Source organism: Shewanella sp. 1180_01 (genome assembly GCF_052850535.1).
This window is the reverse complement of the sequence record NZ_VXCT01000054.1, coordinates 1-15248: the sequence shown is the minus strand read 5'-3', so window position 1 is coordinate 15248 and position 15248 is coordinate 1. Positions and strand designations below refer to the sequence as shown.

Here is a 15248-nt window from a genome sequence, read left to right as displayed (position 1 = left end):
TTGACGCAGAAATGGTCATTCCCTTTTAAGTCAATGCAACACGGGAGTGGGATGCCTGTGAGGCTCCCGAAAGGCGGGTTTCAACGCGCTTTATACTGCGTTTAAGGCTTTCGACAGAGCACCACTATGCCTTCAAGCCTTCGCCTTGTCTAAAGCGCGTTGAACTCCCGCTGAATGAACAGATATTTAATACGATTGGTATTATTAACAAGCCAATCAAACAAGCTTCACAATCTTTCACGCTATAGTGTTGTCCGTCACATTTTGGTTGTATAATCGGCGCGCGCAAACCTTCATATTGTATACAAAATATCAAATGCGTTTAGCGCCTCCCAATTTGTTTCAACAATAGCGCCCCAATAACGGCCAAGATGGAAGCGATAACTATGTTCAAAGCGAGTGAAGTGCTGGCAGGCCGCTACGATTCTGCCAATCTCGACGAACTGTTCAAAGCGATCAGCGACAACTACATTGTCGATGAAGAACAATACTTGTCAGAGTTGATCCAACTAGTTCCCTCCAGTGATGAAGCCATAGAGCGCGTCACTCGTCGTGCCCACGAACTGGTTAACAAGGTTCGTCAATTCGATAAAAAAGGGTTGATGGTCGGCATTGATGCCTTTCTGCAACAGTACAGCTTAGAAACACAGGAAGGCATTATCCTGATGTGTTTAGCCGAAGCGCTGCTGCGTATTCCCGATGCGGCCACTGCCGATGCACTGATTGAAGATAAGCTTTCAGGCGCTAAGTGGGATGAGCACATGAGTAAGAGTGACTCTGTACTCGTTAACGCATCGACCTGGGGCTTAATGCTCACAGGTAAGATTGTTAAACTCGATAAAAAAATCGATGGCACCCCAAGCAACTTACTGAGCCGCTTAGTTAATCGTCTCGGCGAACCCGTGATCCGCCAAGCCATGATGGCCGCGATGAAGATCATGGGTAAGCAGTTCGTACTGGGCCGCAACATGAAAGAAGCCCTGAAGAACAGCGAAGACAAGCGTAAGTTAGGCTATACCCATTCCTACGACATGCTGGGTGAAGCGGCGTTAACGCGCAAAGATGCCGAAAAATACTATACCGATTACGCCAATGCGATAACCGAGCTCGGTGCTCAAAGCTATAACGAAAATGAATCACCGCGCCCAACGATCTCAATCAAGCTATCGGCATTGCACCCACGTTACGAAGTGGCCAATGAAGACCGCGTTTTAACTGAACTGTACGACACAGTTATCCGCCTGATAAAACTGGCTCGCGGCTTGAATATCGGTATTTCTATTGATGCTGAAGAAGTCGATCGCCTCGAATTATCACTTAAACTGTTCCAAAAACTGTTTAATTCAGATGCAGCAAAAGGCTGGGGATTACTCGGCATAGTGGTGCAGGCTTACTCTAAGCGTGCCCTGCCCGTACTGGTTTGGTTAACGCGTCTTGCCAAAGAGCAAGGTGATGAAATCCCCTTGCGTCTGGTAAAAGGCGCCTATTGGGATAGCGAACTGAAATGGGCGCAACAAGCTGGCGAAGCCGCTTACCCACTTTACACTCGCAAAGCAGGTACTGACGTGTCTTACCTCGCCTGCGCCCGCTACTTGCTATCGGATGCAACTCGCGGCGCTATCTACCCACAATTTGCTAGCCACAATGCGCAAACTGTGGCGGCGATTTCCGATATGGCAGGCGATCGTCACCATGAATTCCAACGCTTACACGGCATGGGACAAGAGCTGTACGACACTATTCTGTCGGAAGCTGGCGCCAAATCGGTACGTATTTATGCGCCCATCGGTGCACATAAGGATCTACTGCCCTACTTAGTACGTCGTCTGCTGGAAAACGGGGCCAACACTTCGTTCGTCCACAAGCTTGTCGATCCTAAAACCCCCATCGAGTCATTAGTGGTGCATCCGCTAAAAACGCTGACGGGCTATAAAACCCTGGCTAACAACAAAATCGTATTACCTGCCGATATTTTCGGTAGCGAACGCAAAAATTCCAAGGGACTCAATATGAACATCATTTCCGAATCTGAGCCGTTTTTCGCAGCTTTAGAACAATTTAAAAATACCCAATGGCAAGCAGGTCCTCTGGTTAACGGTAAAACTTTAACTGGCGAACACAAAACGGTTGTTAGCCCATTCGATACCACTCAAACCGTGGGTCAAGTAGCCTTTGCCGATGATGCGGCCATAGAACAAGCACTGGCATCCGCCGAAACGGCATTTGCCTCATGGGCACGTACGCCGGTTGAAACCCGTGCCTCTGCGCTGCAAAAACTCGCTGATTTATTAGAAGAAAACCGCGAAGAATTGATCGCACTGTGTACCCGTGAAGCGGGCAAGAGCATTCAAGACGGTATCGATGAAGTCCGTGAAGCCGTTGATTTCTGTCGTTACTACGCTGTACAAGCTAAGAAAATGATGGCTAAGCCTGAACTGCTTCCTGGCCCAACAGGAGAGCTGAACGAACTGTTCCTCCAGGGCCGCGGCGTATTCGTGTGTATCAGCCCATGGAACTTCCCATTGGCCATCTTCCTCGGCCAAGTGTCTGCGGCATTAGCGGCGGGTAACACAGTTATCGCAAAACCCGCAGAGCAAACCTCGATTATTGGTTACCGTGCAGTGCAACTTGCTCACCAAGCAGGTATTCCTGTTGAGGTTCTGCAATTCCTACCGGGTACAGGTGCGACTGTGGGTAGCGCAATTACAGCCGATGAACGTATCGGCGGCGTATGCTTTACCGGTTCAACTGGCACAGCAAAACTGATTAACCGTACACTGGCCAACCATGATGGCGCGATTATTCCTTTAATCGCCGAAACTGGCGGTCAAAATGCCATGGTAGTGGACTCAACCTCACAACCTGAGCAAGTGGTTAACGATGTGGTTTCATCGTCATTCACTAGCGCAGGTCAACGCTGTTCAGCATTGCGCGTACTCTTCCTCCAAGAAGACATCGCCGATCGCGTGATCGAAGTGCTGCAAGGCGCAATGGATGAATTAGTGATTGGCAACCCAAGCTCAGTGAAAACTGACGTAGGCCCAGTGATTGACGCCACCGCCAAAGCCAACTTAGATGCGCACATCGACCATATCAAGCAAGTCGGTAAGCTTATCAAGCAAATGCCGCTGCCTGCTGGTACAGAGAACGGTCACTTCGTTTCGCCAACGGCGGTTGAAATCGATTCGATTAAAGTGCTTGAGAAAGAACACTTTGGCCCAATCCTGCACATTATTCGCTACAAGGCTGCAGAGCTAAGCCAAGTGATCAACGAGATCAATAGCACAGGCTTTGGCTTAACCTTAGGCATCCACAGCCGTAACGAAGGCCATGCCCTTGATGTTGCAGATAAAGTGAACGTAGGTAACGTGTACATTAACCGTAACCAAATCGGCGCTGTGGTTGGCGTACAGCCTTTCGGCGGTCAAGGCCTGTCTGGTACTGGCCCTAAAGCCGGTGGCCCACACTACTTAACCCGTTTTGTGACTGAAAAGACTCGCACTAATAACATCACCGCTATCGGTGGTAATGCGACCCTGCTGTCACTGGGTGATAGTGAAGCCTAAGTCCTAACGACTTATTGATAAACGAAAGCCAGACTCTGTCTGGCTTTTTTATTGGCGAATAAATACTTACAGCTAAATGCAATTCCATAAATAATTATATCAATCAATTACTTTGGCATCATTTTTGGGGATGATTTTTAGATATCTGAGTATTATGGGAGTCTTCGCATTTTTCATTTGAGTTTATCAATCAAAAGCAAAGTCGTGGGGCTTCACCTCGGCCGAAAGGCCGCCATTTAACGCAATAGCATTAAGCACACTTAATCCCCAAATACCCTGTTCCGAGATATGACCCCAACACACTCTTCTCACTCACTTACCTTACAAGAATTTTCCTCAAAACTGAGTATCACTCAGCGAGAGGCTTCAAACCAATGTGAGCGGCATCAAATTGTAACTAGGTGAGATTTGAAAGCGATACTAGGGGATTGCGCCTAAGAGATAAAAACCTTCATAATCGCACTCAATCAACCGATTTTTTACTTTCTCAAAGTCACTTTCTCAAGGCAACTATGACATTCTCGCTATTAGATATTTCTGCATTGGTGTGGTTTATCGTTTCTTGGGCTGGCTATACCGCCTTTGCCCGTCGTAAGGCGAAGGATACCGACTGTATTGCCCGTGGTCTGCATAAGCATAGAATTTACTGGATGCTTGAGGTGATGACTCGCGGCGTACGTGTGGGTGATGCGGCGCTGCTGGCCAACCTTGAGCGCAATATTGCCTTTTTTGCCTCAACAACCCTGTTTGTGCTCGCGGGTGTGCTGACCTTATTTGCACAAGTTGAGCGACTAGAAAGTGTTATTGCGACGATTCCCTTCGCCACGGCACCGAATCATGCGTTGGTGCAAATCAAACTCGCGCTGTTAGTCGGCATTTTTGTGATGGCCTTCTTCCAATTTACTTGGTCGATGCGCCAATACGGTTTTGTGAACGTGATGATAGGCGCGGGTCCTTTAGACAGCGATGGCTCAAACGACAATCTCAAAGCCTACGCAAGGCAAATGGCGACAGTGCAAGATCAAGCGGCGCACTCCTATAACTATGGCTTACGCGCCTATTACTTTTCGATGGCAGTATTGTGCTGGTTTGTGCACCCGATACTCTTTATCTCAGCGAGCTTATTTGTGGTCGCGACCTTATATCGCCGTGAGTTTAAGTCCCGCGCAGTTTTGGCGATCACAGCGGCAAAAGGCCATCTGCAAATAGAGAGTCAAGTGCGAGAAACGGCACGCAACCACAAAATAGAGTCATAACCTTAGCGGTTTAGGTCGCAGGTATCATCTTGGTTGAAATTATTGTTCTATACTCTTTGGGTTATGTTTCTATTGAAATACTGGGAGAGTGCTATGAGCGATAACTTATTAACCTTAGATGAAGTGTGTAAAATGTTAGATAAAACACCTGCGACCATCAAACGTTTCGCTCGGGAGAATTTACTCTCGAGTGTTCAAGATGGTGACGAATTGAAATTTCCTGAAGCGGAAGTGAAACGCTATCTCGCCTTTTCACAACGCTTAGGCTAAAACGCATTTGGCAATTAACGGCAAATAAAGCGGGGTAACCGCAGCTTAAATCGTTTGATTTTGAGTTTAAGTTTGTGAAAGTGGCTTGAATGTAAATGCGATGCTTAAGTTTAAATACAAAGCTTAAGTTTAAGTCGTCGATAGCGAGTTAAAAACAAACAGTGAATGCGATATGGACAGTGACGCTCAAAGGGATTTGAACTTAGCCATAGCGGTTTGTTGCGAGGGATTGCTTAGCCAGATTTAGCATCCGGCCATTAAACTTACGCCGCTAATCTTTAAGCTATTAAACGTTAAGCCATGAACTTTAAGCTTTTAATCCAACAAGATTGAACCATCACTGATCATTTAAAGCCTGCTGCAACTGCCGATAGGATAACAACTCCCGCTGCGTTTCACTTAAACCCAAATCGGCGGCGAGTTGTTGTAATTGCGCTTCATACTTAGGCAACAAGGTTTCATCGTTAGTCATAATCGCAAGCTCGGCAAAATCCCCTAAGCCTTCGAGATGATCGATTGTTAGATGAAATTCACCGAGAAAATAGATACTGCGGCGCTTTTTAATTTCCAGTACGCACTCATAACCTAAGGTATGCAACATACTCTTTGCCTTGGTCGCTTCTGTGATATTAACGGCTTCACAGCGGTTTTTTTCCGGCCCTTTCACTATCCACAGCATAATCCCCGATGGCTGCATCTCACGGATGCACAAGCTCTTGTGTTCGCCTTTAAGTGATTGTGATGGCAGATCAAAGTAACAGTCATGCTCAAGGTTATCTTCGAGCATGATCTCAGGATTTCTCATCTGCAAGGCAGCGAAAAAAGCGTGGCGATCCAATAAGCGATATTTAAGCTCGACTTCAAACTTACCATTAAAATGGGCATTGATTTGTGGGGCTAATGCTTCTGGCATCGCATGGTTCATCGATTTATATCCGCTTTTAATGGGTAAAATATATCGCTATTCATCATATTGAGCATCAAAGGTTTGAGCATTAACGCCTTGAATACAGCAGGCTTAAGCGAGTCTTTGGTATAGGGCCTGATACTCTGCACTGTCTTCAATTAAGCTCTGGTGAGTGCCAGACGCAATAATCTTACCCTGACCGAGTAGATGAATGTGATCCATCTTCGCCATAGCAGTTAAACGATGGCTAATCATCAGCAAGGTTTTATCCTGAGCGAATTCAAACAGTAAACTTAAAATCTCTCGCTCGGTACGCTTATCAAGCCCTTCGGTTGGTTCATCGAGCAATAGCAGCGGCGCATCACGCAGCAGCGCTCTTGCAACACCAATGCGGCGCTGCTCGCCGCCCGAAAGCTGACGTCCACCTTCACCTATCCACATATCCAGCGGTTTATCACCCGTGAGTAAAGCGCCAAGTCCGACCCGCTGTAACACATCAATCAAGCGTGCGTCGTGGGCAGTGCGTTTCTCACTTTCGATAACAGGTAGCGCTAATACTAAATTTTCCCGCAAGGTGCCCGCAAACAGATAGATGCGTTGGCTAATCACAGTTATCGCATCCCTAAGGCCGCGCTCGCTGTAATCTGAAAGAGGAAGACCATCGAGCTTAATGTGCCCTTGCTGGGCTTGCCATTCGCGGGTAATCAGCGCCAGTAAACTCGACTTACCGCAACCCGTTGGCCCAAGTAACGCAACTTTTTGCCCCGCTTTTATCTCAAGGGACAAACCTTGCAGCACGTGTTGATCGTCTCGATAACCAAAGTGGATATCTTCAATCTGTAAGGCGCCAGACTTTGCCCTCAGGCCAGTATCGGCAACAAATTGAATATCGGCCTCTTGTTCGGTGATTTCATTAATCCGTGTCGCCGCCAATACGCAGCCTGACAAATGCTGAAACGCACCCGCAATCGGCATCATCATCTCAACGCAGGCCATAGTGGCAAACACCATAAGCGCAAACATGGGGCCCGGCGGCACAGCATCACCCACACCTTGAGCGGCTAAATACAGCATCATGATCAAGGCTGAGCCAGTGGAGAGGATCAACATGGCTTGGCTGAGCGCAGTGATATTGGCCATCGCACTTTGGCTGCGAAACAGCTCTGTCTGCGCATCATTCAGTTTTTGCCTGAACCTATCGTTGGCGCCAAATAGGCTGAGTTCGGCTTGGCCTTGCAACATATCCAATAATTGCACCCGATAATGACGCTTGGTTTCGAGCATAGTCCGGCTCGGCGCGTGTCCAAGGCGATAAAATAGCAGTGGCATCACCAGCCAAACAGCGACTAAGAATAGGCAAAGACTGAGGGCGAGTTTGGCATCGAACCAAGCGAGAAATAGATACAAGAGCCCAGTCATCAGCAGTGATGCCGCCATAGGCGTGAGCAGTCGCAGATATAGATGATCTAGGGTATCGATATCTGCCACTAAGCGATTAAGCATGTCGCCACGGCGTAGCCCCTGCAGATTTTTAGCACTTAGCGGCAAGAGTTTACGCCACGCCCAAACGCGAAGCTCAGTCAGCAACTTAAAGGTCGCCTCATGGGTCGCTAAACGCTCGCCATAACGACTGGCAGTACGGGCAATTGATAAGAAACGCACACCGCCAGCAGGAGTGAAAAAGTTAAAGGACTGCGCCGTGATTATCGTCAAACCCGCGACCGCGGTAGCAGAAAGAAACCAGCCCGAAAGTGACAGTAAACCTATACCTGCCATTAAGGTAATAATGGTCAGCAGCAAGCCCACGGACATCATCAGCCATTGGCGCGAGAACAATCGAATAAAGGGGATTAGCACTTTCATTGGGCCTCTCCTTTAGTGGGCTCGGCGGCACTGTCGAGTGGAGTATCACAGTCAAGCGGCGTATCACTGGCGCTGGTCGGTAAAGGTACAAGTTCAATATCCGCCACGGACTCAATATTCTCACGCAGCAAGATTTGGAATAAGCCGTGCGTGTTAGACAAAGTGGTAAAGTCGCCCCGCTGTACTATCAAGCCTTTATCGAGCACAAGAATAGTATCCATTTGATCTAACTGATCTAATCTGTGGGTTACCATAATGCACATCTTACCCGTCATGGCCCTATTTAACGCAGAACTCACCGCCTGCTCACTCTGGCTATCTAAGCTGGCCGTAGGTTCATCAAGGACAAACAAACTCGCCTTTTGCCCAAGCGCCCTTGCCAAGGCAATACGCTGGGCTTGGCCGACGGATAAACCGGAAGATTGCTCACCGACTGGCGCGTCTAAACCCAATGGCTGCGCCTTAACGAAGTCGCTAATATTGGCCTCTGCCAGCAAGTGCCACAGCGTATCGTCGGGCAGAGTGGGGTCGGCTAAAGCTACGTTATCCCGCACAGTACCGTGGAATAACTGCGGTTCTTGGCCCAGCCAAGCTAAATGCTGTCGCCAATGGGCTAAATCTAATGCGGATAACTCATGGCCATTGATCAGCAAATGGCCCTTATAGGGTAAAAATCCCAATAAGGCATTGAGTAAACTGGTTTTCCCCGCACCGCTTGGGCCAACTAAGGCTAAACGTTGATTGTCTTTTAATTCAAAACTCAGCGGGCCGAGTAAACGCGTGCCATCAACACTAAACACTTCAAGATTATCGGCACTCAGGGTTTCTATGCTATTGATACGCACTTGGCCGACAAACTCAGGTTCGGGATGTTCGAGCAAGGTAATCAAGGCTTCCGCGGCGCCGACGGCCTGCGCCTTAGCGTGGTAATGAGTGCCCATATCCCGCAGCGGTTGATAAAACTCAGGGGCTAAAATCAGAATAAACAGCCCAGTAAACAGGCTAAATGGAATACCGACTATTTGAGGAACTGTACTCGAGCTGATATTGGCATGGGCGCCATAGTAGCCAAAATCTAAGTGACCTAAGTAACTGAAACCAAAATAAACTGCCAGCACAGCAATCGAAACCGCCGCAAAAAACTCTAATACCGCCGAGCTTAAAAAAGCCATGCGCAGTACCGACATAGTGCGACTACGGAACTCTTCCGAAGCAGTGGCGATTACCTTTAGCTCAGCGTCACCACGGTGGAAGAGTTTCAACGTGCTTAAGCCTTTTAATCTATCCATAAAGTGGCCGCTCAATCTTGCAAGCGCACTGAAATTCTTGCGATTGGCATCGGCAGCGCCCATGCCAACTAAAATCATAAACATAGGGATTAACGGCGCTGTGAGTAACAGAATTAATCCTGCCGCCCAGTTAATCGGGAAAACCGCCGCTAAGATGAGGATGGGAATAAAACCAGCTAGGCTGATTTGTGGGAGGTATCTGGCATAAAAGTCTTGTAAATCTTCGACTTGCTCTAACACTATGCTGGCCCAACTGCCTGCGGGTTTACCTTTAATAAACGCCGGACCTAGCTTAGTCAACTTGTCCATCACTGCCGCGCGAATATGACCACGTAGACGCTTACCCGCCTCAAAACTGGCGCGTTCACGACTATAAGCAAGCAAGGCGCGCAGTAACATCAAGGCGATTAACGCAATAAAATTAGGAATATAAGTATCAATACTCATGCTGGAACTGACCATTTGCGCATTGTCAGTATCCGCAAGCGGCATGACTTGCTGTCCCATGATCACGCCATCCAGAATCGTCGCGATAATATAAGCCTGCGCCACCATTGCGACGGCGCTTATCATCCCAAGCCATAACGACAATTTAAGGAACAAGCCACAGGCTTTTTTCTGGGCTTTAAGCCAAACAAGAAGGGATTTTTCTAACGACTTATCCATGGTGCTCCAACAAGAAAACAATTAAGCGACTCGTAGCGGGGATCGGCTATCGATAACGACTCAGTTTACGGGGCTTGCAACGGCTAAAAAGTTCCGATAGGGACGCAGTATCGCAGGCATCTAAAGCAGATGAAACCCTATTACAGACTTTTGCTAGCAGACTCACAAAAACGAGCTAAAGATAAACAAATCCCTGAGTTAACGGAACTTTCCCTAGCACTAGCCTGTTTGGGGAAACTTAGGTAGCATGAACCTCTTTGTATTAATTATCCCCTACCTATGCCAAATAAAAATGCCGGTTTTACCCTGATTGAACTCGTTGTGGTCATTATTATTCTAGGAGTATTAGCTGTAGTTGCTGCACCTAAATTCATTAATATACAATCAGATGCCTATAAGAGTCAGCTTTCAGGTGCACTGGCTTCGATGAAATCCGCCGTCACCCTATTCAAAGCTAAGTCGGAAATTGCTAACAGCGGCACCACCAATCGAGTCGTTTACGACGGGATCCGTGGCGAAAACTACCAACCTTGGGCCGCCAGTGCCAGCGGTACAGCACCAAGCGCCGCTTATACTACGCCGCCAGAGATCTTTAAGGCTGCTGGGCTCAATGTTGATGAATGGTCCTATCGAATCCATACTACTGGCGGTACCTACCAAGTCATTGCCACACCGAAGCAAAAACTGAACCTTGATACGCCGACTCAAGCGCAAGTCGAAGCGACAAATTGCTATATAGACTACAAGTGGGAGACGACGGGAATCCCCACCTATAACAAGGTCGACACAGGTTGCTAGAACGACCTTAAAGCTGAAATATAATAGAAAAACAGCGAGCTAACCTGAGGTTATCTCGCTGTTTTTGTTAGCGCCACATTTTACAATCAAACGTTTTTTAAAAACGTAATCCTTACTGCACTGCGCCGTATTTCACTAACACATGCCAGAGCAACTTAAGTTCGTGGGCGACTTGAGCACGGTTACCGCGTTCGCGCCAATGCTGGGGTGAATGATATAAATCCCGCGCGGCCACACCTATGGCATAGGCATCGACTCTGTCTTCTATGGCGATACGATTAGCGAGCGATGGCATAGTCGGCCCGCGAAAATCGCTGGGGATCTGCGCCGTATGTAGGCTAAAGCCATCATGATATTGCAGCTCGATATCATATCTGTCGCAAATCTTGCTTAAGCTGGCGCCAATATCAGTGCCTTTAAAACTTGGATCGGCCACCAGCATGGCGATATCCTCATCGAGGGAAACATCACCGTGGATCTGCGCCTCGATATAATGATCGAGATTATTCGATAACGGCCGCTCGAAACGTGACAGCAAGGAAGCATTGAGTTGATGCCCCAAATAATGAATCACATTCAGTGGCTTAAAGTCGGATTTGCCTAGGGCATAGTGACGCTCAAAACTCTCGGTCAGCAGCGCCGCTAACACATCATCAAAGCATGATAGCGTGCCCTTCTCTTTCGGATTGCGGTACGAGTCGAGATAACAAAAGGATGAACGTGCCATCACACTGGCGTGGGTCAGCAAATAGCAGCTACCAAAACGCGGCGCGGGACCGTCCTGCCACATGCCCAGATCGAGTGCGCCATATTTAGGCCGAGATTTAGTGCCCTTATACACATCACCAAACAGCTGATTTTCCCAGTGATCCCGTGGGCCGCCTAATTCAGGGGATAACTGACCGTTGGAAATATGGGTCTCAAACTGACTGCGGTATTGACCATCGCGCAGCAAACCTTCGGCTACAGTCATACCACGGCTGTCGATTCTATCGGGGTGAAAATGCAGCGCAATTCGGCCGCAGTTGAGTAATTGTTTGAGGGCGAGTTGCATCTCATGCATGGAGATGTTCGACATCTGCTGCACATTTTTAATCACAGCGACGGCCTGTTCACTGCGACCTCGAGCAAGGCGTTCAATATGCTGTATCGCTGTCATAGTCCACCTATAAATGAGAGGCGTTTAACCGTTTCCCGCGTAGCTCATCCTAAAATAAACACGAGAGTAATCGCAAGCATGCAGAGAATAGATATTGATGAATTCTACTCCTATCGTCTTGAGTTTATACCACTCAAATTAATCTAGCGTGATCTACCGCTAACTCACTCTAACTTTTAGATAAAAAGAGTCGACGAGTTAACTTTAAACCGATCTGTTTAGTAGATTGAATCAGCCTGATAGCCATACTGTACATTTGGTGAGTCCATTAGGCTCAACCGCACCCAAAAATAACAGTAAAAGTGCGGCCCAAAGCCTCTACCAATACAAAATGGCACTTCGTAGGACGCAGATTCGCCCTCAATAAGCTCAAATTCGGCTGAGGAAACTTGCGCCTAAAAGATAAGCGAGACCGAGTGAAAGCCGCTGACAAGCGATTTATGTGCCAATATGAATGAAACCCGCTGTAAAAGTCTTTATTCGATGGCACTTAGGGCCCCGATCCTGTAAGCTGCACGCCCGCCAGCAGACCTGGCTATTGACCATAAATGCAGCAAAGCGTTGCCACAAGAGACCAATCTATGAGTTTTACCTCCCTGGGCTTATCGGCCCCGATACTTAAAGCCGTTGCCGAACAAGGCTACGACACACCTTCGCCAATCCAAGCTCAAGCAATTCCCGCTGTGCTTCAAGGCAAAGATGTGATGGCGGCCGCCCAAACAGGAACAGGTAAAACAGCAGGTTTCACCCTACCTATGCTCGAACTCCTGAGTAAAGGTAACCGTGCCCAAGCAGGCCAAGTGCGCGCATTAGTGTTAACTCCAACACGCGAATTGGCGGCTCAGGTTGCAGAAAGTGTTGAAACCTATGGTAAGAATTTACCACTGCGCTCAGCTGTGATATTTGGTGGCGTGCCTATCAATCCACAAATCGCGAAATTGCGCCACGGTGTCGACGTATTAGTCGCCACACCAGGTCGATTGATGGATTTGTACAATCAAAAAGCGGTGAAATTCAGCCAGCTTGAAATCTTAGTATTAGATGAAGCCGATCGCATGCTCGACATGGGCTTTATCCGCGACATCCGTAAGATACTGGCCATTTTACCTAAGCAACGCCAAAACCTGATGTTCTCAGCCACCTTCTCCGATGAAATTCGTGAACTGGCAAAAGGCTTAGTGAATAATCCGGTCGAAATTTCGGTTACGCCACGTAACGCGGCGGCGACCACAGTAAAACAATGGGTTTGCCCAGTCGATAAGAGCCAAAAATCGGCACTATTGATCCAACTCATCAAGCAAAACGATTGGCAACAAGTGCTGGTATTCTCGCGCACTAAACATGGCGCTAACCGTCTGGCGAAAAGCCTTGAAGATGCGGGTATTAAAGCCGCCGCTATCCACGGTAACAAGAGCCAAACAGCACGAACTAAAGCCTTGGCCGACTTTAAAAATGGTCAAGCTCGCGTACTGGTTGCAACCGATATCGCTGCACGTGGTTTGGATATTGACCAATTGCCACAAGTGGTTAACTTCGACTTACCGAACGTGCCAGAAGATTATGTGCATCGTATCGGCCGTACTGGCCGCGCTGGCGCATCGGGTCAAGCCGTGTCACTGGTGAGCAACGAAGAAATCAAACTGCTGAACGATATCGAGCGTTTGATCAATCGCGTATTAGACCGAGAAATGGTTGAAGGCTTTAACCATGTATTGCCTGAGTCACGTTTAGGTGGCGGCGGAAAAAGCAGCGGTAAATCAGTACCCAGCCGTAGAAATACCCGCAGCTCAAACCAACCTAGCTCACGCGATGGTGCTCCAAGAAGCGCCGAGCATAAAGACGGTCAACGCAGCGGTGACGTCGCGCGCGGCCACAAGCCAAACGACAAGAATCCAAGACACAGTGGTGAAGCCAGTAGCGCACCCCGCAGTGATGCCAAACCTCGTCCGCCACGTTCAAACGATGGCCGTGCCAATAGCGCAGGCGCTAGTCGTCCAAGTGAAAGCCGTTCAGGTTCTGGCGAAAATCGTGGCCAAGCGGGTGAGAACCCTTACGCCAATGGCCCAAAGAAAAACACCCGTCGCCCAAATAACGGCGCGAGTCGTCCAAGAAATTCACAGGATTAATGCACCCACTGAGCGAACTCGCTTGGCGATTTAGCCGCATTAAGCCCTAAAAAGAAACGCCCAACTCCGTCAGGAATTGGGCGTTTTTGTTTGTCTTTATTTATTGATGCTTAGCGCATTATCCACACATTGATCAATAACTCGCTTGAACAATCGTCGCTTTAAACAACAACCTTAAACAACAGCCTTAAACAATAACCTAAGTTAATTCGTCTTAGTATCTGGAGTTGGCAACTGCTGCAGGACTTCATCCGTAAAATAGGGTTCGTCTTCAACCCAAAAAATATAGTCTAGCCCTAGGTAGTTTTGTGCAAAATCCAGCAAGTCAGGCACAGTATTCTTTTTACCTGTTTTGGGATTAATCTGCCGCAAATTACCGTCTTGCACCGCCATGCCTTTCACTAATGCCGCTGGATATTCTTTAATAAAAGCATAACTTTGTGCCATGTGGCTTTTACGATATGGCATTAAATCTGGGCCACCTACCCCCATATTGAGCGCTTTGGCTTGCGCAAACAAACCTCGCATATAGCCTTTGTCATTCCATGGCAGCCATTCGTCTGGTAAAAAGTTCAAATACACCATAGCGGTTGAATGCTGAAATGACTCAGCTAATACTTGCATGTTTTCGCCAATCGCATCGATATAGGCTTTAGGATTAAAATCACTGGGGAAGGTCGTTGTTCCATCGGCGTTTTCAGTCCCCACATCAATTGAGCTTTCACTAAAGTTGATACCAGTGATTTTCCCATCAAACTCTTGGCCTAGCTGACGCACCAATTGTTGATAACGCGCACGTACTGCAGGCTCCCACATTTTGGCAGACCAACCATATTCGTCATCCGTCACAGGTTTATTGGGATCACGCTCTGGTGCGCTCAGCATGCTTTGCTTCAACACGCCGCCTTGATAAATAGGCTCATCGAGCAAATAAGCCGGCACATTGACTCTAGGCGTAAAGGATTTCTCTTGCAGCTGGATCCACAATTTTTTGCCTATCGAATCGAGATACGCAATATCGGCCTTAATCGCGCTGAAATCATATTCGCCCTGCTTAGGCTCTAAACTGCGCCAGGTATAAACAATCTGCGCACCGCCAAAACGAGGATCGCGCAGCGCCTTGTCGGCACGAATGTTTTCTCCGTTTGCCTCACGATGATTAATGTAAATGTAGTGCTGTAAAGGTTGCGACGCTGGCTGAGACTCTAATTGCCGCTCTGGTTGTGACTCTGGTTGCAACTCTGGTTGAATAGATGCAGCGCTCGCTGCGCTCAAAAAGATACTTAGTAAAATAGTCCTTCGAAACATAAGTACTCCAAACCGATGCAGGCCATATCACCTGACAAAG

General features: G+C 47.9%; 10 protein-coding genes. 5 read left to right on the top strand and 5 right to left on the bottom strand.

What is annotated here, in order from left to right:
* Positions 1 to 371: 371 nt before the first annotated feature.
* The 3 genes from putA (at position 372) to FW758_RS20095 (ending at position 5092) form a co-directional block, all read left to right on the top strand.
* Positions 372 to 3566: a bifunctional proline dehydrogenase/L-glutamate gamma-semialdehyde dehydrogenase PutA gene (gene putA / locus FW758_RS20105; protein ID WP_446446317.1), complete on the top strand. Its 3195-nt coding sequence runs from the start codon at positions 372 to 374 to the stop codon at positions 3564 to 3566.
* Positions 3567 to 4078: 512 nt separating this feature from the next.
* On the top strand, positions 4079 to 4822 hold the full coding sequence (locus tag FW758_RS20100; protein ID WP_446446316.1) for a DUF599 domain-containing protein: 744 nt from the start codon (positions 4079 to 4081) through the stop codon (positions 4820 to 4822).
* Between the two features lie 93 nt (positions 4823 to 4915).
* The gene (locus tag FW758_RS20095; RefSeq protein WP_006082937.1) at positions 4916 to 5092 is read left to right on the top strand and encodes a helix-turn-helix domain-containing protein; all 177 of its coding nucleotides are present in this window, start codon (positions 4916 to 4918) and stop codon (positions 5090 to 5092) included.
* A 337-nt stretch (positions 5093 to 5429) separates the two neighbouring features.
* On the opposite strand, the gene cyaB is transcribed toward FW758_RS20095, so the two are convergent.
* From cyaB to cydD, 3 genes are all read right to left on the bottom strand, one after another.
* The gene (gene cyaB / locus FW758_RS20090; protein WP_446446315.1) at positions 5430 to 6017 is read right to left on the bottom strand and encodes a class IV adenylate cyclase; all 588 of its coding nucleotides are present in this window, start codon (positions 6015 to 6017) and stop codon (positions 5430 to 5432) included.
* A 93-nt stretch (positions 6018 to 6110) separates the two neighbouring features.
* Complete coding sequence (gene cydC / locus FW758_RS20085) at positions 6111 to 7862, bottom strand: heme ABC transporter ATP-binding protein/permease CydC (RefSeq protein WP_446446314.1); 1752 nt, start codon at positions 7860 to 7862, stop codon at positions 6111 to 6113.
* Positions 7859 to 9817 (bottom strand): heme ABC transporter permease/ATP-binding protein CydD, encoded by a 1959-nt coding sequence (gene cydD, locus FW758_RS20080; RefSeq protein ID WP_446446313.1) that lies wholly within the window; start codon positions 9815 to 9817, stop codon positions 7859 to 7861. Before cydD ends, cydC begins: the two co-directional genes overlap by 4 nt.
* Before the next feature lie 279 nt (positions 9818 to 10096).
* Between cydD and FW758_RS20075 the strand changes: the two genes are divergently transcribed.
* The gene (locus FW758_RS20075) at positions 10097 to 10615 is read left to right on the top strand and encodes a type II secretion system protein (RefSeq protein ID WP_115335419.1); all 519 of its coding nucleotides are present in this window, start codon (positions 10097 to 10099) and stop codon (positions 10613 to 10615) included.
* Positions 10616 to 10727: 112 nt separating this feature from the next.
* On the opposite strand, the gene FW758_RS20070 is transcribed toward FW758_RS20075, so the two are convergent.
* The gene (locus tag FW758_RS20070; protein WP_446446312.1) at positions 10728 to 11774 is read right to left on the bottom strand and encodes a DUF3626 domain-containing protein; all 1047 of its coding nucleotides are present in this window, start codon (positions 11772 to 11774) and stop codon (positions 10728 to 10730) included.
* A gap of 581 nt (positions 11775 to 12355) precedes the next feature.
* Between FW758_RS20070 and FW758_RS20065 the strand changes: the two genes are divergently transcribed.
* Complete coding sequence (locus tag FW758_RS20065) at positions 12356 to 13900, top strand: DEAD/DEAH box helicase (RefSeq protein WP_446446311.1); 1545 nt, start codon at positions 12356 to 12358, stop codon at positions 13898 to 13900.
* Positions 13901 to 14104: 204 nt separating this feature from the next.
* Here FW758_RS20065 and FW758_RS20060 read toward each other — a convergent pair whose 3' ends face one another.
* Entirely contained in the window at positions 14105 to 15208 is a 1104-nt protein-coding gene (locus FW758_RS20060; protein ID WP_432310930.1) for a hypothetical protein, read from the bottom strand.
* Between the last annotated feature and the right edge of the window lie 40 nt (positions 15209 to 15248).